This window comes from Pseudoflavonifractor sp. BSD2780061688st1 E11, from assembly GCF_005844125.1.
Classification (GTDB): Bacteria; Bacillota; Clostridia; order Lachnospirales; family Lachnospiraceae; genus Sellimonas; species Sellimonas catena.
In genome coordinates this window covers 16,567-39,632 of the sequence record NZ_SPHM01000020.1, presented here as the reverse complement: position 1 = coordinate 39,632, position 23,066 = coordinate 16,567, and the positions used below count along the sequence as shown (strand labels likewise).

General features: G+C 48.9%; 17 protein-coding genes and 1 riboswitch. Of the genes, 15 read left to right on the top strand and 2 right to left on the bottom strand.

Features of this window, described 5'->3' with window-relative positions; genetic code table 11:
* Window positions 1–121: 121 nt before the first annotated feature.
* The gene (locus FGQ85_RS10340) at window positions 122–856 is read right to left on the bottom strand and encodes a DUF6198 family protein (protein WP_087167027.1); all 735 of its coding nucleotides are present in this window, start codon (window positions 854–856) and stop codon (window positions 122–124) included.
* A gap of 52 nt (window positions 857–908) precedes the next feature.
* On the bottom strand, window positions 909–1,865 hold the full coding sequence (locus tag FGQ85_RS10335) for an L-lactate dehydrogenase (protein ID WP_138373401.1): 957 nt from the start codon (window positions 1,863–1,865) through the stop codon (window positions 909–911).
* 260 nt (window positions 1,866–2,125) lie between these two features.
* Between FGQ85_RS10335 and FGQ85_RS10330 the strand changes: the two genes are divergently transcribed.
* The 15 genes from FGQ85_RS10330 (at window position 2,126) to rpsG (ending at window position 23,031) form a co-directional block, all read left to right on the top strand.
* The gene (locus FGQ85_RS10330) at window positions 2,126–5,995 is read left to right on the top strand and encodes a DNA-directed RNA polymerase subunit beta (RefSeq protein WP_138373400.1); all 3,870 of its coding nucleotides are present in this window, start codon (window positions 2,126–2,128) and stop codon (window positions 5,993–5,995) included.
* Window positions 5,996–6,009: 14 nt separating this feature from the next.
* Window positions 6,010–9,798 (top strand): DNA-directed RNA polymerase subunit beta', encoded by a 3,789-nt coding sequence (rpoC, locus tag FGQ85_RS10325; RefSeq protein ID WP_138373399.1) that lies wholly within the window; start codon window positions 6,010–6,012, stop codon window positions 9,796–9,798.
* A 170-nt stretch (window positions 9,799–9,968) separates the two neighbouring features.
* Entirely contained in the window at window positions 9,969–11,306 is a 1,338-nt protein-coding gene (locus FGQ85_RS10320; protein WP_138373398.1) for a C1 family peptidase, read from the top strand.
* 35 nt (window positions 11,307–11,341) lie between these two features.
* Window positions 11,342–11,911, top strand: coding sequence for an HD domain-containing protein (locus tag FGQ85_RS10315; protein ID WP_138373397.1), 570 nt, complete (start codon window positions 11,342–11,344; stop codon window positions 11,909–11,911).
* Window positions 11,912–11,921: 10 nt separating this feature from the next.
* Entirely contained in the window at window positions 11,922–12,830 is a 909-nt protein-coding gene (locus FGQ85_RS10310; RefSeq protein WP_138373396.1) for an AEC family transporter, read from the top strand.
* Window positions 12,831–13,070: 240 nt separating this feature from the next.
* Window positions 13,071–13,173: riboswitch (glycine riboswitch) on the top strand.
* A 122-nt stretch (window positions 13,174–13,295) separates the two neighbouring features.
* The gene (glyA, locus tag FGQ85_RS10305) at window positions 13,296–14,537 is read left to right on the top strand and encodes a serine hydroxymethyltransferase (RefSeq protein WP_138373416.1); all 1,242 of its coding nucleotides are present in this window, start codon (window positions 13,296–13,298) and stop codon (window positions 14,535–14,537) included.
* A gap of 13 nt (window positions 14,538–14,550) precedes the next feature.
* The gene (gcvT, locus tag FGQ85_RS10300; protein ID WP_138373395.1) at window positions 14,551–15,639 is read left to right on the top strand and encodes a glycine cleavage system aminomethyltransferase GcvT; all 1,089 of its coding nucleotides are present in this window, start codon (window positions 14,551–14,553) and stop codon (window positions 15,637–15,639) included.
* Between the two features lie 23 nt (window positions 15,640–15,662).
* Window positions 15,663–16,043, top strand: a complete 381-nt coding sequence (gene gcvH, locus FGQ85_RS10295; RefSeq protein ID WP_087167035.1) for a glycine cleavage system protein GcvH — start codon at window positions 15,663–15,665, stop codon at window positions 16,041–16,043.
* 20 nt (window positions 16,044–16,063) lie between these two features.
* Complete coding sequence (gene gcvPA, locus FGQ85_RS10290; protein WP_138373394.1) at window positions 16,064–17,383, top strand: aminomethyl-transferring glycine dehydrogenase subunit GcvPA; 1,320 nt, start codon at window positions 16,064–16,066, stop codon at window positions 17,381–17,383.
* Window positions 17,377–18,807, top strand: coding sequence for an aminomethyl-transferring glycine dehydrogenase subunit GcvPB (gene gcvPB / locus FGQ85_RS10285; RefSeq protein WP_138373393.1), 1,431 nt, complete (start codon window positions 17,377–17,379; stop codon window positions 18,805–18,807). Before gcvPA ends, gcvPB begins: the two co-directional genes overlap by 7 nt.
* An 11-nt stretch (window positions 18,808–18,818) precedes the next feature.
* Window positions 18,819–19,817 (top strand): lipoate--protein ligase, encoded by a 999-nt coding sequence (locus FGQ85_RS10280; protein WP_138373392.1) that lies wholly within the window; start codon window positions 18,819–18,821, stop codon window positions 19,815–19,817.
* Window positions 19,818–21,239 (top strand): dihydrolipoyl dehydrogenase, encoded by a 1,422-nt coding sequence (lpdA, locus tag FGQ85_RS10275; protein ID WP_138373391.1) that lies wholly within the window; start codon window positions 19,818–19,820, stop codon window positions 21,237–21,239. It begins immediately after the preceding gene.
* 97 nt (window positions 21,240–21,336) lie between these two features.
* Window positions 21,337–21,849, top strand: coding sequence for a GNAT family N-acetyltransferase (locus tag FGQ85_RS10270; protein ID WP_087167040.1), 513 nt, complete (start codon window positions 21,337–21,339; stop codon window positions 21,847–21,849).
* A 131-nt stretch (window positions 21,850–21,980) separates the two neighbouring features.
* Window positions 21,981–22,403 carry a 30S ribosomal protein S12 gene (gene rpsL / locus FGQ85_RS10265; protein WP_087167041.1) on the top strand — a complete coding sequence of 141 codons (423 nt, stop codon included), beginning with the start codon at window positions 21,981–21,983 and terminating at the stop codon, window positions 22,401–22,403.
* Window positions 22,404–22,560: 157 nt separating this feature from the next.
* Window positions 22,561–23,031 carry a 30S ribosomal protein S7 gene (gene rpsG, locus FGQ85_RS10260; protein WP_207651994.1) on the top strand — a complete coding sequence of 157 codons (471 nt, stop codon included), beginning with the start codon at window positions 22,561–22,563 and terminating at the stop codon, window positions 23,029–23,031.
* Window positions 23,032–23,066: the final 35 nt, after the last annotated feature.

Below are 23,066 nucleotides of genomic sequence, written 5' to 3'. Positions count from 1 at the left end.
CTGTAGATTCTGACAGGGAATAATATAAGAAAGTGAAAAATCCCCTTCGGAAATGACCGCGCCGCTGGTGTGCGGATTCCCGGAGGGGATTTTTTGTATTGAGAAACTTGTTTCGCCTTGTTTAGTTTTCGATGCCGGCCAGCTGTTTCATTTTATCGTATGTAAAGTGGTTGAAGACGGCAATCGTGCGTCCCACTCCGATCATGGCAAGAATCGTGCCGACGCCGATGCCTATCAGATGCCCGGCGAAAGTGAGGCTTAATGTGATTGTGATGGAAATATTGAGCACATCGAAGCAGTTTTTGGTAAAGCCGACGCTTTTGTGTGCCGTATCTGCGATGGCCTGAACAATTCCATCACCTGGATTTGGTACGATGCGCATATTCAGGGACATGGCGGCTCCGATCCCGGTTAGAATGATTGCGATGACCAGAACGATGACGCGAAATGCCATTTCTCCTGCACTGCTTTCTGAACCGGAGTAAAGAGCCGGGATCAAAGCGGAGAATGCATTGAGAAACCGCGTAAAAATGAGGCTTAAAGGGATCTGGAGAATGTCCATCAGGAAAATCAGCTTCCGGTCACGCTTTCCTGCCTGGGACAGTGCGCCGTGTGATTCTTCTACATAGCGGTGTTCTCTTATGAGATGAAGAATAAGTTCGATGACCACAAAGAGGGAATAGAGAGCAAGAGTCATGTTGCCGAAATTATGTCCGGAGATGACTGCCGTGCTGTAAGCGACTGAGATAATAGGTGAGACTCCGAGCCCTGTCTTGGTGTTCAAGGTCAGACCCAGTGCGAGCACCAGAAGACCGATGATATAGAACAGTACACGGAAGAACGTAGATTGTTTCATGAAAATTCCTGCCTTCCTTCTAAGAAATGCTGCCATAAATCTGGCAGCATTTCTATTTTAGAGGTATTGGCAGGCATTTGTCAAGGACCTTCTTTAATTCTGCAGCGGATTTCTGAAGTTTTTCTTTTTCCTCCTGACTCAGCGGGATTTCCAGTACCTGTTCGGCGCCTTTTGCGGAGACAATGGTAGGAACACTGATGCACAGATCCGTGAGCCCGTATTCTCCCTCCATCAGACTGGAAACCGGGAGCACGGAATGCTCGTTGCGGATAATGCTCTCCGCGATCCGGCTCACCGCCATGGCAACACCGTAGTAGGTGGCGCCTTTCCGCTCGATGATTTCGTAAGCGCTGTCCCGCACGGTCCGGTAAATCCGGTCCATGGCCTCATCATGCTCGTAGTGGCCGCGGAGCTCGCAGAAATCATTGATGCCGATACCGGAGACATTGGCGCTGCTCCAGACGGCAAGCTCGCTGTCGCCGTGTTCACCGATAATATAGGCGTGAACGCTTCGGCTGTCCACATTGAGATGCTCGCTTAAGAGGTAGCGGAAACGGGCGGAATCAAGCACGGTGCCGCTTCCGAGGACCCGTTCTTTTGGGTAGCCGGAAATTTTGAGGGCGGCGTAGGTGAGGATGTCCACCGGATTTGCCACGATCAGCAGGATTCCTTCAAAATTTCTCTTTGTGATTTCGGGAATGATGGATTTGAAAATAGCTACATTCTTGTGGACGAGATCCAGTCTTGTCTCACCGGGTTTCTGGTTGGCGCCCGCTGTAATGATAATCAGCGAACAGTCGCTGATGTCGTCGTAACTTCCGGCGTAAATTTTCATAGGGGAAGTAAACGGCCGGCCGTGACTCAAATCCATGGCTTCGCCTTCTGCTTTGGCATGGTTGGCATCGATCAGAACCAGCTCTGAAAATAATCCTTTGTGTACCAGGCTGAATGCGGATGAAGCTCCGACAAATCCGCAGCCGATGATAGCGGCTTTTCTAATATTTATCATATCTGTTTCCTCCAAATAATTGTAATTCTAAAAAAATAGTAACAATTCTTGTTATCAACATAGCATAATATATGGAGAATTACAAGGGGTGAAAAAAATAAAAATTTTTCTTGACACGTGGAATGTGCTTGTGATACAATAAAATGCACTATTGTGGGAAGATGGGCTGTGAAGAGAGCAGAAAATGCTTGAATTTCCCGCAATAAACTATGAAAACTGGTGATTTTCACGAGAATAATAATACAAGGAGTGAAACGTCAATGGAGAAAAACAGAATTCGTCCCATGAAAAGCGGAAGAAGTTCCCGGATGACCTATTCCAGACAAAAAGAAGTTCTTGAGATGCCAAATCTGATTGAGGTTCAGAAAGATTCCTATCAGTGGTTCCTCGACGAGGGCTTGAAAGAAGTGTTCGACGACATTTCGCCGATTACGGATTACAGCGGACAGCTGAGCCTGGAATTTGTCGATTTTACATTATGCGAAGATGATGTGAAGTATACGATCGAGGAATGCAAAGAGCGGGATGCGACTTATGCAGCGCCTTTGAAAGTAAGGGTAAGGCTTTATAATAAGGAAACGGATGAGATCAACGAACACGAGATCTTTATGGGCGATCTGCCTATTATGACGAAGACAGGTACTTTTGTCATCAATGGTGCGGAACGTGTCATCGTAAGCCAGCTTGTACGTTCGCCTGGCATTTACTACGGAATCGCACATGACAAAATCGGTAAGCAGCTCTATTCCTGTACCGTGATTCCGAACCGTGGTGCATGGCTGGAATATGAGACAGACTCTAATGACGTTTTCTATGTAAGGGTAGACAGAACAAGAAAGGTGCCGATCACCGTGCTGATCCGTGCGCTTGGCGTGGGCACCAATCCGGAGATCATCGAAATGTTCGGCGAAGAGCCGAAGATTCTTGCAAGTTTCGGCAAAGATACTGCTGAAAACTATCAGGAAGGTCTCCTCGAACTTTACAAAAAGATCCGTCCGGGCGAGCCGCTTGCAGTAGACAGTGCGGAAAGCCTGATTACAAGCATGTTCTTCGATCCAAGAAGATATGACCTTGCAAGAGTCGGACGTTACAAATTTAATAAGAAATTACTCCTTAAGAACAGAATCACAGGACATGTTCTTGCAAGAGAAGTGTTCAGTCCATTGACAGGCGAGATCCTGGCGGAAGCAGGAACGGAAGTGACAAGGGAGCTTGCCGATACGATTCAGAACAATGCGGTGCCGTTTGTATGGATCAGCCGTGAGGGCGAGGACAGGGACATCAAAGTCCTTTCCAATATGGCGGTAGATCTCAAAGAGGTGACCGGCATTGAGCCAAAAGAAGTAGGAGTTTCCGAGCTTGTGTATTACCCGGTTCTTGCAGATCTGATGGAAGAAGCGGCAGGCGATACAGAAGAGCTCAAAGAAGCAGTCAGAAAGAATCTCCATGAGCTTGTTCCGAAGCATATCACAAAGGAGGACATTTTTGCGTCCATCAACTACAACATGCATCTGGAATACGGCCTTGGAAATGACGATGATATCGACCATCTGGGCAACAGACGTATCCGTGCGGTAGGAGAACTTCTCCAGAACCAGTACCGGATCGGACTTTCCCGTCTGGAAAGAGTTGTCCGTGAAAGAATGACAACACAGGATCTGGAAGGTATCTCACCACAGTCTCTGATCAACATCAAACCGGTGACCGCGGCGGTGAAGGAGTTCTTCGGTTCCTCACAGCTGTCCCAGTTCATGGATCAGAACAATCCGCTTGGCGAGCTGACACACAAGAGACGTCTTTCCGCACTTGGACCGGGAGGTCTTTCCAGAGACCGTGCAGGATTCGAGGTGCGAGACGTTCACTATTCCCATTACGGAAGAATGTGCCCGATCGAGACGCCTGAAGGTCCGAACATCGGTCTGATCAACTCTCTTGCAACTTACGCAAGAATCAATAAATATGGTTTTGTCGAGGCTCCGTACCGGAAGATCGACAAGAGCGATCCGGAAAATCCGGTCGTAACAGACGAAGTTGTCTACATGACAGCAGACGAAGAGGACAACTACCACGTAGCACAGGCGAACGAACCGCTGGATGCAGAAGGACATTTTGTGAGAAAGAATGTATCCGGTCGTTACCGTGAAGAGACACAGGAATACGAGAGAAGCAAATTTGACTACATGGACGTGTCTCCGAAGATGGTATTCTCCGTTGCTACAGCGCTGATTCCTTTCCTGGAAAACGATGATGCCAACCGTGCGCTGATGGGATCCAACATGCAGCGTCAGGCAGTACCGCTTCTGACAACAGAGGCTCCGGTAGTCGGTACAGGTATGGAAGAGAAATCCGCGGTAGACTCCGGTGTCTGCGTCGTTGCAGAGGAAGCAGGCGTTGTAGAAAGAGCTGCTTCCACAGAGATCATTATCCGTCAGGACGACGGCGTGAAGAAGACTTACAAGCTGACCAAGTTCTTACGAAGCAACCAGTCCAACTGTTACAACCAGAGACCGATTGTATTCAAGGGCGACAGAGTGGAGAAGGGAGAAGTCATCGCAGACGGACCGTCCACATCCAACGGTGAGATGGCTCTTGGTAAGAACCCGCTGATCGGATTCATGACATGGGAAGGATATAACTACGAGGATGCCGTTCTCTTAAGCGAGCGCCTTGTTCAGGATGATGTATATACATCCGTTCATATAGAAGAATATGAGGCAGAAGCACGTGACACGAAGCTGGGACCGGAAGAGATTACACGGGATATCCCGGGTGTCGGTGATGATGCACTTAAAGACCTGGATGAAAGAGGAATCATCCGTATCGGTGCGGAAGTACGTGCCGGCGATATCCTTGTCGGAAAGGTTACTCCGAAAGGAGAGACGGAGCTGACAGCAGAAGAGCGTCTGTTAAGAGCGATCTTCGGTGAGAAAGCCCGCGAAGTCAGAGATACTTCTCTGAAAGTACCGCATGGTGAATATGGTATTGTCGTAGATGCCAAAGTATTCACAAGAGAAAACGGAGACGAACTTTCTCCGGGAGTTAACCAGGCAGTGCGCATTTACATTGCCCAGAAGAGAAAGATCTCTGTAGGAGATAAAATGGCCGGACGTCACGGAAACAAGGGTGTCGTTTCCCGTGTGCTCCCGGTAGAGGATATGCCGTTCCTTCCAAACGGACGTCCGCTTGATATCGTGCTGAACCCGCTTGGTGTGCCTTCCCGTATGAACATCGGACAGGTACTTGAGATTCACCTGAGTCTTGCGGCAAAAGCACTTGGATTTAATGTGGCAACTCCGGTATTCGACGGAGCAAACGAAAATGACATTATGGATACACTTGACCTGGCGAACGATTATGTAAATCTTTCCTGGGAAGAGTTTGAAGAAAAGCATAAAGAGGAGCTTCTTCCTGAAGTAATGCAGTATCTCTATGACAACAGGGAACACAGAAAGCTGTGGAAAGGCGTGCCGATTTCCAGAGACGGTAAAGTACGCCTGAGAGACGGACGTACAGGTGAGTACTTCGACAGCCCGGTTACGATCGGACACATGCATTACCTGAAACTGCACCACCTTGTTGATGACAAGATCCATGCACGTTCCACAGGTCCTTACTCCCTCGTTACACAGCAGCCGCTCGGTGGTAAAGCACAGTTCGGTGGACAGCGTTTCGGAGAGATGGAGGTATGGGCACTGGAGGCATACGGTGCGTCCTACACCCTGCAGGAGATCCTGACAGTGAAATCCGATGATGTGATCGGCCGTGTGAAGACATACGAAGCCATCATCAAAGGAGACAACATTCCGGAGCCGGGTATTCCGGAGTCCTTCAAGGTACTTTTAAAAGAGCTTCAGTCTCTCGGACTGGATGTACGTGTGCTCAGAGAAGACAATACAGAAGTCGAGATCATGGAAACATCTGATTACGGTGAGACGAACTTAAATGCAATCATTGAAGGAGACAGAAGGTATTCCAACGACAGGGAGTCCTACGGTGAGCATGGTTTCTCACAGCAGGAATTCCAGGGAGAAGAATTAGTTGACATCGAAGAAGGACAGGATGAAGAAGAACTGGATTTTAACGACGAAGACTTTACGATTGATTTTGACGAAATGTCAGATGAAGAATAGAAAGGGGTGCCGTAATGACGGGAAACAATAATGAAGCGACGTATCAGCCGATGACCTTTGATGCGATCAAGATCGGGCTGGCATCACCTGAAAAGATTCTGGAGTGGTCAAGAGGCGAGGTAACAAAGCCGGAGACCATCAACTACAGAACTTTAAAGCCGGAACGCGACGGGCTGTTCTGCGAACGTATTTTCGGACCAAGCAAGGACTGGGAATGTCACTGTGGTAAATATAAGAAAATCCGTTATAAAGGTGTGATCTGTGACCGCTGCGGTGTTGAGGTTACGAAATCTGCAGTACGCCGTGAGCGTATGGGGCATATCGCACTGGCGGCTCCGGTATCCCATATCTGGTATTTTAAAGGAATCCCGAGCCGGATGGGACTGATTCTCGACCTTTCTCCGAGAACACTGGAGAAAGTACTGTACTTTGCTTCCTACATTGTACTCGATAAAGGGGAGACAGATTTACAGTACAAACAGGTGCTCTCCGAACAGGAATATCAGGAAGCAAGAGAAAAATGGGGAAGCGCATTCCGTGTCGGCATGGGCGCGGAAGCGATTCAGGAACTGTTAAAGAATATTGATCTGGAAAAGGAATACCATGAGTTAAGAGACGGACTCGAAGGAGCGACCGGACAGAAACGTGCAAGAATCGTAAAACGTCTGGAAGTTGTGGAAGCGTTCCGTGAATCCGGAAACAAACCGGAGTGGATGATCATGACGGTCATCCCGGTTATTCCGCCGGATCTGCGTCCGATGGTTCAGCTTGATGGAGGACGTTTTGCAACATCTGACTTAAATGACCTTTACAGAAGAATCATCAACCGTAACAACCGTCTGAGAAGACTTCTGGAGCTTGGAGCCCCGGATATCATCGTAAGAAACGAAAAGAGAATGCTTCAGGAAGCAGTTGACGCCCTGATCGACAACGGCCGCCGCGGCCGTCCGGTTACAGGACCGCGAAACCGTGCCCTGAAATCTCTTTCCGATATGTTAAAAGGAAAGTCCGGACGTTTCCGTCAGAACCTGCTCGGAAAACGTGTTGACTATTCCGGACGTTCCGTTATCGTAGTAGGACCGGAACTGAAGATCTATCAGTGCGGTCTGCCGAAAGAAATGGCAATCGAGCTGTTCAAACCGTTCGTAATGAAAGAGCTTGTTGCAAACGGTACAGCACACAATATCAAAAACGCAAAGAAAATGGTGGAAAGACTTCAGACAGAAGTCTGGGATGTCCTGGAAGATGTCATTAAAGAGCATCCGGTTATGCTGAACCGTGCCCCTACACTGCACAGACTTGGTATCCAGGCATTCGAGCCGATTCTTGTAGAAGGAAAGGCAATCAAGCTTCACCCGCTCGTATGTACAGCGTTCAATGCCGACTTCGACGGTGACCAGATGGCGGTTCATCTTCCGCTTTCCGTAGAAGCACAGGCAGAGTGCCGTTTCCTTCTCCTTTCACCGAACAACCTTCTGAAACCTTCAGACGGAGGTCCGGTAGCCGTTCCTTCACAGGATATGGTACTTGGTATCTACTACCTGACACAGGAAAGACCAGGTGTGAAAGGTGAAGGCAAGTTCTTCAAGAGCGTAAACGAAGCAATCCTTGCCTACGAAAACCAGGTAATCACACTGCACTCACGGATCAAGGTACGTGTCTCCAAGACAATGCCGGACGGAACTGTGAAGTCGGGAACAGTAGAGTCCACACTGGGACGGTTCCTCTTCAACGAAATCATTCCGCAGGATCTCGGATTCGTGGATAGAACCGTAGAAGGAAATGAGCTTCTTCTGGAAGTCGATTTCCATGTCGGCAAGAAGCAGTTAAAGAAGATCCTGGAAAAGGTTATCAATACACATGGTGCATCTGCAACAGCAGAAGTACTTGATAACGTAAAATCCATCGGATACAAGTTCTCTACGAGAGCTGCTATGACAGTATCCATCTCCGATATGACCGTTCCGCCGCAGAAGCCGCAGATGATCCAGCAGGCACAGGATACGGTAGATAAGATCACAAGAAACTTCAAACGTGGTCTCATCACAGAGGAGGAGCGTTACAAAGAAGTCGTTGAGACATGGAAGGCAACTGACGATGCCCTGACAGAGGCACTGCTTTCCGGTCTGGATAAATACAACAATATCTTCATGATGGCGGATTCCGGAGCCCGTGGTTCTGACAAGCAGATCAAACAGCTTGCCGGTATGCGTGGTCTGATGGCAGATACGACCGGACGTACGATCGAGCTGCCGATCAAGTCCAACTTCCGTGAAGGTCTGGACGTACTGGAATACTTCATGTCCGCCCATGGAGCTCGTAAAGGTCTGTCCGATACGGCGCTTCGTACAGCCGATTCCGGTTACCTGACTAGACGTCTTGTAGACGTTTCTCAGGAACTTTCTATCCGCGAAGTAGACTGCGTGGAGAAGGGAGAAGAAATCCCGGGAATGTATGTCAAGGCATTTACGGACGGAAATGAAGAGATTGAAAGCCTTCAGGAGCGTATCACAGGACGTTATTCCTGCGAGACGATCTGCGACAGAGAAGGCAATGTGATTGTCAAAGCAAATCACATGATCACACCAAAACGTGCGGCTGCGATCGTAACAAAAGGTGTGGATGAAAACGGCAACGAGATCAAAAAGGTGAAGATCCGTACCATCCTGACATGTAAATCCCATCTGGGTGTCTGCGCAAAATGTTACGGTGCCAACATGGCAACAGGAGAGCCGGTACAGGTCGGCGAGGCAGTCGGAATCATCGCTGCCCAGTCCATCGGTGAGCCTGGTACACAGCTTACCATGCGTACCTTCCATACAGGTGGTGTTGCCGGTGACGATATCACACAGGGTCTTCCTCGTGTCGAAGAGCTTTTCGAGGCAAGAAAGCCGAAGGGACTTGCAATCATTACAGAGTTCGCCGGAAAAGCAACGATCAACGATACAAAGAAGAAACGTGAGATCATCGTTACCAACAATGAGACAGGGGAATCCAAGGCATACCTCATTCCGTACGGTTCCAGAATCAAGATTCAGGACGGCGTGGAACTGGAAGCCGGAGACGAGCTTACAGAAGGTAGTGTCAACCCGCACGATATCCTGAGAATCAAAGGTCTGCGTGCTGTACAGGATTACATGATCCAGGAAGTGCAGAGAGTATACCGTCTCCAGGGTGTAGATATCAACGATAAGCACATCGAAGTCATTGTGCGTCAGATGCTGAAGAAAGTCCGTATCGAGGAGAACGGAGATTCCGAATTCCTTCCGGGCACTATGGTAGACGCCCTTGAGTTCGAAGACAGAAATAAAGAACTCGTGGCTGAAGGTAAAGAGCCGGCAACAGGAGAACAGATCATGCTTGGTATTACCAAGGCGGCACTTGCTACAAACTCCTTCCTGTCCGCAGCTTCCTTCCAGGAGACAACAAAAGTCCTCACAGAAGCAGCCATCAAAGGAAAAGTCGATCCGCTGATCGGTCTGAAAGAGAACGTTATCATCGGTAAACTGATTCCGGTTGGTACCGGTATGAGCAAATACCGCAATATCAAGCTGAATACAGATGCGATGATCGAAGCTCAGAAAGAAGAAGAGGCACGCCTCCGCAGAGAAGCTGAAGAAAAGGAAAATGCAAAAGAAGACGAGAAAGCAGAATCCGAAGCAGCTGAGGAGGATACAGAGATTCTTGGTGCAGATCTGGATCTGACAGAAGAACCGGAAGCGGAAATAGCTGAAGAGACGGCAGAGGAAGTTTCCGAAGAAACATCCGAAGAGGAAAGCCAGGAGACAGAAACAGAAGAATAAGAACGATCTGTAGAATAGTTTACTCAGGTAAAGAACAGGCGCCCTGCGGGAAATCCCGCAGGGCGCTTATATTTTGACCCTGTAAAGCAAGTATCGGGTATTTCGCCGTTTTCAAATTCGTGCTATACTATAGGGTAAAGACAAAAGAAAAAGGGAAAGGATGATGAAAAATGAATCAGTTTCAAGGATTAACAACAGATGATATTTCAGGCTTTGAGGAGAAGTATGCGGGCAGTGCGCTCTGCCGTGCGATGACGAACGCGCTTTATAAACATTCGGTAAAGGATGCGGCTTTCTGTCATGCGGGACTTGCCTCCTCACAGTATGCGTTTTCGATTGATATTCCGACGCTTCCGGTGACGAATCAGAAATCCAGCGGACGGTGCTGGATTTTCTCTGCACTGAATGTGCTGCGAGAAGTAACAGCGAAGAAATGTAATCTGGATAAATTTGAGCTTTCTCAGAACTATACGGCATTCTGGGACAAGTTTGAAAAGGCAAATTACATGCTTGAGAGCATTATTGATCTGGCGGACCGTCCGACAGATGACCGGACTGTATGCCACATTCTCTCTGAAGGCGTAGGAGACGGAGGACAGTGGGATATGTTTGTCAACCTTGTGGAAAAGTACGGGGTTGTTCCGAAGAGTGCAATGGAGGAGACGTATCAGAGCAGCAATACAGGAGCGATGAACGCCCTTCTGAATTCCAGACTGCGCCTGTGTGCGGAAAAACTTCGTGAGACAGTCAGAAGCGGAGGAGACGTGCAGGGAGAAAAGAAAGCGATGATGTCTGAGATTTACAGTTTCCTGTGCATGTGCTTCGGAAATCCGCCGAAGAAATTTGACTTTGAATATGTGGATAAGGATAAGAAATACCATGTAGTACGTGACCTGACACCAAAATCATTCTATGAAGAATATGTGGGACTGAAGCTTCGTGAAGATTATGTCAGCATCATCAATTCACCTACCGAAGATAAACCGTTTGGAAAGAGCTACACCGTTGACTATCTTGGAAATGTCGCAGAAGGTGCGCCGGTGCGTTACTACAATCTGCCGATGGACACGCTGAAAAGCCTGATTATCCGTCAGCTTTCTGACGGCGAGGTCGTTTGGTTCGGAAGTGATGTCGGCAAATACGGAGAACGCGACAGGGGACTCTGGTGCACGGAGTGCTATGATTTTGAAGGTACCTACGGCATGCAGTTTGATATGGAAAAAGGTGCCGGACTGGACTACCGGGAAAGCGCAATGAACCATGCGATGGTGATTACCGGCGTAGATCTGGACGAAGAAGGCAATGCACGGAAATGGAAAATCCAGAACAGCTGGAGTGATGAGCACGGGGAAAAAGGATACTATCTGATGAGTGCGGACTGGTTTGACCGGTATGTATACCAGGCAGTGATCAATAAAAAATATTTGACAAAAGAGCAGCTTGAGGAAGCGGCCGGGGAACCGGTTCATCTGAATCCGTGGGATCCGATGGGAACACTGGCACAGTAACATAATTCAAAGAATAGATTCAGGAGGAAAGAACAATGGCGGTTACACGTGATCAGGCATACGAGATTTTACATAAATACATGGAAGGAGAACGCTATCTGGAGCATTCTTATGCAGTGGAGGCGATCATGCGGGGAGTCGCAGAGAAGCTTGATCCTGAAGAAGTAGAATACTGGGGCGTGGTGGGGCTCCTTCATGATCTGGATGAGGAACATTGTGAATGGAAGGAGCACCCGGAGACCCATGGACCGACATCTGTCGAAATCCTGAAAAAAGAAGGAATTGATGATCCGGTGCTGTTTGACGCCATTTGTGCCCACAATCCGGAAAGCGGCGTGAAAGCAAAAACAAAACTTCAGTATGCGATTCTTGCATCCGATCCGATGAGTGGTTTTTTGAAAGCCATTGCTCAGATCTATCCGGATAAAAAGATTGCAAGCGTCAAACATAAATCTGTGCTCAAACGTTTCCGTGAGCTTCGGTTTGCAGCCGGTGCCAACCGCGACTATATGGAAGCGATTGAATTTACGGGCATGGATTTTGACGAATTTATCGACATTGCACTGGAAGCAATGCGCGGTATTGCGGACCGGATCGGATTGTAGGAGCAGGCAGATGGTATTTGAAAATATGCTGACGATGCAGGGGATGATGTTCTTCTTTGTGATCGTTGGATTTATCGTAAGAAAAAGAGGAATAGTAGGCACGACAGGAAGGTTGAACATGGTGGATCTGTGTCTGTATGTGCTGCTGCCGTTTAACATTTTTCATGCGTTTCTTGTACAGCCACATCATGATGTCTGGAAGCCGGTTGTCATGACGGTGCTGTTATCCGTGCTGTATAATATGATATCTGTGGCGTCAGCGTTTCTGTTGTACAAAAAAACAGATGAGGAAAAGAGAAAGCCGCTCCGGTACGGGACGATTGTTTCTAACGGCGGCTTTCTGGGAAATCCGGTAATTGAAAGTATTTACGGGACGTCCGGGCTTTTGTATGCGTCAGTCTTCATGCTCCCGGTCCGGGTGGTCATGTGGTCGGTTGGCGTCTCCTGCTTTCTGCCGGGCCGGAAAAAGAATGTGCTGAAAAAGGTTGTCACTCATCCCTGCATTGTGTCAATTTATCTGGGGCTGATCGTTATGCTGCTTCCAGTATCCTGGCCGGACTTTTTTACCCGGGCGGTGGAAGGCTTAAGCAGCGCCAATACACCCATGAGTATGATGCTGATCGGAATGATGCTTGCGGAGATGGATCCAAGAGGATTGATTGACCGTACCATGGTATTTTATGCGGCAGTCCGCCTTGTATTGATCCCGGCGGTTGTCTTTGCTCTGACAGCCTTTCTTCCGGTGGATCCGGTGCTGCGGGGGATTACCGTAATCATGGCCGGAATGCCGGCGCCTGTCACAACAGCACTTCTTTCTTCCAAGTACCACGGGGATGAACGGTACGCGACAGGGATGATTTTCCTCAGTACCCTGTTGTCGCTTCTGACACTTCCGCTTTGGTGCCTGGCACTTGGCTAAAGAGGAAAAAGCATAGAAAAAAGCGATAAATAAAAAGAAATTGTCTATAAAATAACTGTCAAAATATTAACTGATAAGTTTATTTTTTAACACTTGACTCTGGAGTGTGTGAATTTTATAATAACTTTAAAGTTGAATGATGAACCTGTGAGATACCACTATGGCGCAGTGTGCGGCGCGGAAATGATAGCCGGAGCCGAAGGGGCATGCAAGAAACTCTCAGGCAAAAGGAACAGGTTCGGACAACACTCTGGAGAACAATATGATTGTACCGAAGAAGTAATCTGGCGTGTAGCACAGCACTGCTGGATAATCTTTCAGGTAAAAGGACAGAGGCAGATGAAAGGACTTCTCATGATGGAGAAGTTACTTGATCTGCTTTTTTTGTTGCCCCGGATTTTCGGCCGGAATCCGTATCGACAGAAAAAGCAAGAATATTGATTTGAGGAGGAAATACGTATGAGTATGGTAGGAGATGTTACGAACTACATCAAAGAGTACGATCCGGAAGTCGGCGGGGCTCTGGAACAGGAACTTGGAAGGCAGAGAAGAAATCTGGAGCTGATCGCATCGGAAAATATAGTAAGCCCGGCGGTGATGATTGCGATGGGGACGGTCCCGACAAACAAGTATGCGGAAGGATATCCGGGGAAACGGTATTACGGAGGCTGTGAATATGTAGATGTGATTGAAAATCTGGCAATCGAGCGTGCAAAACAGCTGTTTGGATGCGAACATGCCTGTGTACAGCCGCATTCGGGGGCAAGCGCCAATATTGCGGTTTATCAGGCCTTTCTGAAGCCGGGAGATACGGTGATGGGACTCAATCTGGACCATGGCGGACACCTGACCCACGGCTCACCGGTGAATATGTCCGGAATTCTTTATCATTTTGTACCATACAGCATCAATGAAGAAGGATTTCTGGACTACGATGAAATCCGAAAGACAGCACTGGAATGCAAACCGAAGATGATTGTTGCAGGGGCGTCTGCATATCCAAGAGAGATCCGGTTTGACCGGTTTGCGGAGATTGCGAAAGAAGTGGGCGCCGTTTTGTTTGTGGATATGGCGCATATTGCCGGACTGGTTGCGGCCGGACTCCATCAGAGCCCGGTTCCTTATGCAGATGTGGTGACAACGACCACCCACAAGACGCTGCGGGGACCAAGAGGCGGCATGATCATGTGCAAGGAAGAACACGCAAAGGCCATCAACAAGGCGGTATTTCCAGGAACCCAGGGTGGGCCTTTGATGCATATCATCGCCGCGAAGGCAGTCTGCTTTGGGGAAGCGTTAAAACCGGAATTCAAGACCTATCAGGAACAGATTTTAAAGAACGCAAAAGCACTGGCTGAAGCACTGAAGGAAGAAGGCTTTGACCTGGTCAGCGGCGGAACGGACAACCATCTGATGCTGGTAGATCTTCAGAATATGAATATTACCGGAAAAGAACTGCAGCGCCGTCTGGACGAGGTTTATATTACAGTCAATAAAAACGCGGTGCCAAATGACCCGGCAAGTCCGTTTGTGACAAGCGGCATCCGGATCGGAACGCCGGCTGTGACAACACGGGGACTCAAGGAAGACGAGATGAGAACGATTGCAAAGCTGATCAAGATGGCGGTAACAGACTTTGATGCAAAGGCAGACGAGATCCGCAGCACAGTCAATGAAATCTGCGGCAGACATCCATTATATGAATAAGGAGGAGACGGAGATGGAATTAAAAACACCACTTTATGAAGAACATGTAAAAGCCGGAGGAAAGATGGTTCCGTTTGCAGGCTACTCTCTTCCGGTACAGTATCCGACCGGAGTGATCAAGGAACACATGGCGGTGCGCACCCGGGCAGGGCTCTTTGACGTTTCCCATATGGGAGAGATTCTCTGCACGGGAGAAGATGCGAAGGTAAATCTTCAGATGCTTCTCACCAATGATTATACGAAGATCAAGGACGGACAGGCCAAGTACAGCCCGATGTGCAACGAACACGGAGGCACGGTGGATGATCTGATTGTTTACCGGAAATCCGAGGAGGAATACCTGATTGTTGTCAATGCGGCAAATAAAGAGAAGGACTACCGGTGGATGCTGGATCACCAGTTTGGAAATGTGACGTTTACAGACGTTTCCGACCAGTATGCGCAGCTTGCCCTCCAGGGACCGAAAGCCCTTGAGATTTTAAGAAAACTGACGGACGAAGAGAGTATTCCGGAGAAATATTATCACGCCGTGTTTGATGGCAAGGTGGCGGGAATCCCTTGTATCGTTTCCAGGACCGGCTACACAGGAGAAGACGGCGTGGAGCTGTATCTGGCGGCAGAATATGCGCCGCAGATGTGGAATGCGCTTCTGGAAGCAGGAAAAGAGGAAGGACTGATTCCGTGCGGACTGGGAGCAAGAGATACCCTGCGGATGGAAGCTGCAATGCCGCTCTACGGACACGAGATGAACGAAGAAGTGACTCCTCTGGAAGCGGGACTTCAGTTTGCCGTAAAAATGGCAAAAGAAAATTTTATCGGGAAGAAGGCGCTGGAAGAAGCAGGAGAGCCAAAGAGAGAACGGATCGGATTGAAAGTGACCGGGCGGGGCATTATCCGGGAGGAGCAGAAGGTGTCGCTTGGAGGCACAGAGATCGGAACAACCACATCCGGCACACACTGCCCGTACCTTGGATATCCGATCGCCATGGCGCTTGTGAAGGCAGGAGCAGTCAGGACAGGAGACAAGGTGGAGGTTGACGTGCGCGGACGAAGCGTGGAGGCGGAAGTTGTAGATCTTCCATTTTATAAAAGACAGAAATAAAAATCAGAAAAGGAGAAACGGATATGGAAATCAGAGAAGAATTAAAGTATGTAAAATCACATGAGTGGGTAAAAGAGGAAGACGGAGTTGCAGTGATCGGGCTGACGGACTACGCCCAGTCAGAACTTGGAGATCTGGTGTTTGTCAATCTTCCGGAAGAGGGAGATGAGGTGACGGTAGGAGAGGCATTTGGCGATGTGGAATCCGTCAAAGCGGTGTCTGATGTGTACTCTCCGGTATCCGGTGTGGTATGTGAAATCAACGAAAGACTGCTGGATGAGCCGGAATATATCAATGAGGCTCCGTATGATGCGTGGTTTATCAAAGTGAAAGACATCACAGAAAAAGAAGAGCTGCTCTCAGGAGCGGAGTATGAGGCGTTTGTAGAGAGCGAGAAAGAATAACAGAGAGGCGGTGAGTTCGGATGGGCGGCTATGTACCGAATACAGAGAAAGAAAGACAGGAAATGCTGCAGGTGGCCGGATATTCTGACATGGATGATCTCTTTGCGGACATTCCAGAGGAAGTCAGACTGAAAGGGGAGCTTGAGATCCCGGCGGGTATGCCGGAACTGTCTGTCAGAAGAGAAATGGAGAAAATGGCCGGAAAGAACAGGATCTTTCCTACCATCTTCCGGGGTGCCGGAGCGTACCGGCACTATATCCCGGCAGCTGTCACAAGCATCACATCCAAGGAAAATTTTGTGACGGCCTATACCCCGTATCAGGCGGAAATCAGCCAGGGAATTCTGCAGTCCATCTTTGAATATCAGACAATGATCTGTGATCTGACCGGGATGGATGCGTCCAATGCGTCAGTCTATGACGGCGCTTCTGCAGCCGCAGAAGGAGTTTCCATGTGCCGGGAACGAAAACGGCAGAAAGTCCTGATTTCACAGACGTCCTCCCCGTATGTGATCCGGACGGTGCAGACCTACTGCCACGGAAATGGAATGCAGGTGGAGCTGATTCCGGAAAAGGACGGGCGTACGGACAAAGAGATTCTCAGAGAACAAATCGATGCACAAACGGCGTGTGTTTACATACAGCATCCCAATTATTACGGAAATCTGGAGGATGCAGAAGAAATTGGACAGATTGCCCATGAAGGCGGGGCAAAATATGTGATGGGAGTCAATCCGGTTTCTCTTGGCATTTTAAAAACACCGGCTGAATACGGAGCGGATGTGGCGGTCGGAGAAGGACAGCCGATGGGGCTTCCACTGGCATTTGGAGGACCGTACCTTGGTTTTATGGCATGTACGGACAAGATGATGCGGAAGCTGCCTGGCAGAATTGTCGGACAGACAAAAGACAAAAACGGAAAGACCGGTTATGTGCTGACACTTCAGGCAAGAGAACAGCATATCCGGAGAGAGAAAGCGTCCAGCAATATCTGTTCCAACCAGGCGCTCTGTGCACTGGCGGTGACGGTATACCTGGCGTCCATGGGACCGGACGGACTGAAAGAGGCGGCGGTGCAGTGTGTCTCCAAGGCACACTATCTGGCAGGAGAGCTGGAGAAAATCGGATACCACACGAAAAATCAGGGGAACTTTTTCCATGAATTTGTGACGGAATCCAAGGTGCCGGCAGGGGAGACCTTAAAGGCACTGGAGGAACACGGTATTCTGGGAGGATATCCTTTGGATGAGCACCGGATTCTCTGGTGCTGTACAGAGATGAATACAAAAGAAGAAATGGATGAGGTCATCCGGATTCTGAAGGAGGTGCAGGGATGTTAATTTTTGAAAAAAGCAGGCCGGGACGCGGATGCAGCATGCTCCCGAAGTGTGATGTGGAAGAGACCAGACTTCCGCAGGCAGATCAGAGACAGAAAGCCCTTCATCTTCCGGAAATCGCAGAAGGGGATCTGAGCAGACATTACAGTGAACTGGCGAGAAAGTCCCACGGAGTCAACGATGGATTTTATCCCCTTGGTTCCTGTACGATGAAATATAACCCGAAGATCAACGAGGCGGCAGCGGCACTTCCGGGATTTACCGGGATCCACCCGCTTCAGCCGGAACATACCGTACAGGGATGCCTGGAAGTACTCGATAAGGCGGAGAAATATCTCTGCGCCATTACCGGTATGGACCGGATGGTATTCCAGCCGGCGGCAGGAGCCCACGGCGAGTTTACGGGACTTCTCCTGATCCGGGCCTACCACGAAAGCAGGGGAGATACCAGGAGAACGAAGATTCTGGTGCCGGATTCCGCACACGGAACCAACCCGGCCAGCGCGGTGATGGCAGGCTATAAAGTGGTCAGTGTTCCGTCAGACGCGGATGGCTGCGTGGACCTGGAAAAGCTGAAAGAAGCGGCGGACGAAGAGACCGCAGGAATCATGCTGACGAATCCGAATACTCTTGGAATTTTTGAAAAACACATCCTGGAGATTACGGAAATCATCCATGAATGCGGCGGACTCTGCTACTATGACGGGGCGAATCTGAACGCGGTAATGGGAACGGTCCGTCCGGGAGACATGGGATTTGATGTTGTCCATCTGAATCTTCACAAAACTTTTTCCACCCCGCATGGAGGCGGAGGGCCGGGAAGCGGACCGGTAGGATGTAAAGAACTGCTCGCAGAGTTCCTTCCTTCCGTTCTTGTGGAAAAAGACGAGCATTATTATATGAAGAAACCGGAACACAGCATCGGGGAAATGAAAAGCTTTTACGGCAACTTCCTCGTCGTGGTGCGGGCCCTTTCCTACCTGATGACACTTGGAAAAGAAGGCATCCCGGAAGCAGGCAGGAATGCAGTATTAAACGCCAATTATATGATGAACGGGTTAAAGGATATCTTCCCGGCGGCATACGGAAAGAGCTGCATGCATGAGTTTGTCATCAGCCTTGCCGATCTGAAAAAGAAGACGGGTATTTCCGCCATGGATATCGCCAAAGGACTGCTTGACAATGGCATTCATCCGCCGACCATGTATTTTCCGCTGATTGTCGACGAGGCATTGATGATCGAACCGACAGAGACAGAATCACGCGAAACGCTGGATGAAGCGCTGGAGGTCTTCCATAATCTGTATCGTCAGGCACTGGAATATCCGGATCAACTGCATCGTGCCCCGGTTACCACACCGGTTACACGGCTGGATGAAGTGGAGGCAGCCAGACATCCGGTGCTGCGCTGGCATTTTGATGAATAGGGTGAAGCGACATGTTGGAAACACTTACATATATAGAAAGTCACGGAACCGATCCGTACAGAAATCTTGCGCTGGAGGAGTTTCTTCTCTTTGGATGTAAGGAGAAGGAGTGCATTCTCTACCTCTGGCAGAACGAAAAGACCGTGGTGATCGGGAAAAACCAGAACGCATGGAAAGAATGCAGAACAGAACAGCTGGAGAGGGACGGAGGCCATCTGGCAAGACGGCTTTCCGGAGGAGGAGCGGTATATCATGATCTGGGAAATTTGAATTTTACCTTTCTGGTTTCCGGAGAATATTATGATGTCAAACGGCAGCTTTCGGTCATTGCCGGGGCGCTGGAACATCTGGGACTGCACATTGAGGCGTCCGGCCGGAATGATCTTTTGATTGACGGGAAGAAATTTTCCGGGAACGCATTTTACCGTCATGGAGAGCACTGCTATCACCATGGAACGATCATGCTGGATGTGGACAAGGAAAAACTGGGAAGCTATCTGACCGTCTCCAGGGAGAAACTGAAATCCAAAGGAGTGGATTCAGTACGGTCCAGAGTGGCGAATCTGAGAACGTATCTTCCGGATTTGACCATTGATGATCTGAAGTACGCTCTCCGCCAGGCCTTTGGAGAGGTGTATGGCCTTCCGGTACAGGAACGGAAGCTGGATGACCGGGAGAAAAAGGAAATAGAAAGCAGGGCGGAATATTTCAGATCCTGGGAATGGCTCTATGGAAGAAAGATCCCTTTTCAGCATGAAATCACGAGGAAATTCCCATGGGGCGAGGTAACCATCCGGTTTCAGGTGGAAAACGGGAAGATCAAGGATGCGGCAGTCTATTCGGATGCCCTCAAAACCGGGATGATTGAAGCTCTTCCGAACTATCTGAACGGAGTACGGTTTTCCAGCAGAAGCATCTGTATCGAACTAGGTCTGTACTGGTCAGAAGATCCGGAAGAAGAGAAGATGCTGAAAGATCTGATAGAATGGATGAAAGAAGAGGAATGGTAGATGGAAGGACAATTTGATCTGATTGTAATCGGCGCAGGGCCGGGCGGCTATGTGGCTGCCATCAAAGCCGCGAAACTGGGGCTTCGCACGGCGGTTGTCGAGAACAGGGATATCGGAGGTACCTGCCTGAACCGGGGCTGTATTCCGGCAAAGGCCATGATTCATGCATCCTCTCTGTACAGGGAGATGCAGCACTGCGCGGAATTTGGAATCTGCGCCTCTGATGTCACCTGTGATTACGGGAAAATCCTGGCATATAAGGAAGAGACGACACAGCAGCTTGTTCAGGGAATTGAACAGCTTTTAAAGGCAAATGGCGTGACGGTGGTGAAAGGGACCGGCACCCTGCTTCCTGAAAATGGAGAAGAGAAGGAAGTCCTTGTCTCATCGGGGGATGGAGAACAGAGATACAAGGCATCGAACGTGCTTCTGGCGTCCGGATCAAAACCGCTTAAGATTCCGATTCCGGGAATAGAGCTGCCTGGAGTCATCACGAGTGATGAGCTGTTCCGGATGGAAGAACCGCCGCAGAGCATGGTGATTATCGGAGGCGGTGTCATCAGTGTGGAATTTGCCACTGTCTATGCGGCCCTGGGAAGCCGGGTGACGATTCTGGAGGCGATGCCGAGAATTGTTCCGAATATGGACAAAGAAATTTCCCAGAATCTGAAGATGATCCTGAAAAAGAGAGGAATCGAGATCCATACATCCGCGTCGGTACAGGCAGTGGAACAGGATGGAGACGAATACCGGTGCCGGTATGTGGAAAAGGAAAAAGAGCAGGAGGCAAAAGGAGACTGTGTGCTCTGTGCGGTGGGCAGATGTGCCAATATGGACGGCCTTTTTGCGGAGGGCGCGGCTCCTGAGATGGAGCGCGGGCGCATCACTGTGGATGCGGATTTTCGGACAAACATTCCGCATGTATATGCCATCGGTGACCTGATCGGCGGAGCCCAGCTGGCTCATGCAGCGAGTGCCCAGGGCATTGCCGTGGCGGAACACCTGGCAGGCCGGGAGCGGTCGGTGGATCTGAGAGTTGTTCCAGGCTGTGTCTACACAGATCCGGAAATTGCATCGGCCGGAATAACAGAAGAGGAAGCAAAGGAAAAAGGGATTCAGGTGGAAACCGGCAAATTCATTATGAGTGCCAACGGGAAGTCGCTGATCACAAAAGAAGAGCGTGGATTTATCAAAGTGGTGGCGGATAAGGAGACAAAGACCATACTGGGAGCACAGATGATGTGCGCGCGGGCAACGGACATGATTGGAGAATTCGTGACGGCCATAACCAATCGGATGACAATATCTCAGCTCTTAAAGGGAATGAGAGCCCATCCTACCTATAATGAAGGAATCGGAGAGGCACTGGAAGAACTGGAAGGCGGGGCTGTCCATGTCGTTCCGAAGAAAAAGCGATCATAAGAAAAGCAATCTGGCAGGGTGTATAAAGCACCCTGTCTTTTTGTTGCCATAAGATAAAAAAAACGGATATGATAGAAGAAAAAAGGAGGGAACAATCATGTCAGAAATCATTTACAGAGATGCGAAAGTGGAGGATGCCGAAAAGATTGTGGCATTCTACAATTATGTAGGAGGAGAGACAAGCTATTTAAGCTTTGAGAAGGATGAGTATCCGATGACCGTAAGCGAGCAGGAAGATGAGATCCGCTCCCTGGAAGGCAATCAGACAAACCGGATGCTCCTTGCCATGGACGGAGAGGAGATTGCAGGAATTGCTACAATTCATTCCACACACAAAATCAAAGCACGCCACGATGGTGAACTGGGAATTGTAGTGGCAAAGAAATATCAGAAACAGGGAATCGGAAGCAGACTGATCCAGATGCTGATCGACTGGTGCAAAGGAAACGGTGTTACAACCAGAATCAGCCTGGACACCAGAGCGGACAACATCCCTGCCGTTGCTCTCTACATGAAATTCGGATTTGAGATCGAAGGATGCCGGAAAAACTCCACACTTCTGAACGGCGTTTACTATGACCTTTACATCATGGGAATGATGATAAATTAATGTAAAAAGCCTTGACTTTTCCTTTTAGACGTAATACAATGATTAAGCGCGTGTGGAAATACGTGATATTTTTGTGCGCAAATCAGAAATTTTCAAGCAAACCTATTAATTATTCGTAGGAGGTGAAAGGAATGCCAACATTCAACCAGTTAGTAAAAAAAGGACGTGAGGTTTCTGTAAAGAAATCTACAGCTCCGGCGCTTCAGAAAGGATACAACTCTCTGAGAAAAAGAGCTATCAATGCATCTGCTCCGCAGAAGAGAGGTGTATGTACAGCAGTTAAGACAGCTACACCTAAGAAGCCTAACTCAGCTCTTAGAAAAATTGCCAGAGTTCGTCTGTCTAACGGAATCGAAGTAACAAGCTACATCCCGGGAGAAGGACACAACCTTCAGGAACACAGCGTTGTTCTGATCCGTGGAGGCCGTGTTAAGGACCTGCCAGGTACAAGATACCACATCGTCCGCGGAACACTTGATACAGCAGGTGTTGCAAAGAGACGTCAGGCACGTTCAAAATATGGTGCTAAGAGACCGAAAGACGCAAAGAAATAAGTAAAAGTTTAAAGTAACAAAATCGTTATCGTATCACAGGACTATGAAATTAGTAGGTTGCGGATTGACATACACTGATATGTCCCTGCCGCACGAACGCAAACTGTGAAGCGAGTACTGATGATTTAATCCAATTATGATTAAGGAGGGAAGGACCGTGCCACGTAAAGGACATACTCAGAAAAGAGACGTATTAGCGGATCCATTATACAATAACAAAGTTGTTACAAAGCTTATCAACAACATCATGCTGGATGGTAAGAAAGGTGTAGCACAGAAGATTGTATATGGCGCATTTGAAAGAGTTGCCGAGAAAGCTGACAAACCGGCGATCGAAGTATTCGAAGAGGCAATGAACAACATCATGCCTGTACTGGAAGTAAAGGCAAGACGTATCGGAGGTGCAACATACCAGGTACCGATCGAAGTACGTGCTGACAGAAGACAGGCGTTAGCTCTTCGCTGGCTGACAACATTCTCCCGTAACAGAGGAGAAAAGACAATGGAAGAAAGATTGGCCAACGAAATTCTGGATGCTGCAAACAACACAGGAGCATCTGTGAAGAGAAAAGAAGATATGCACAAGATGGCAGAAGCAAACAAAGCGTTTGCTCACTACCGTTTCTAAGGATTCTCCCTGGAGACGGTTCTGCCGGATATGGC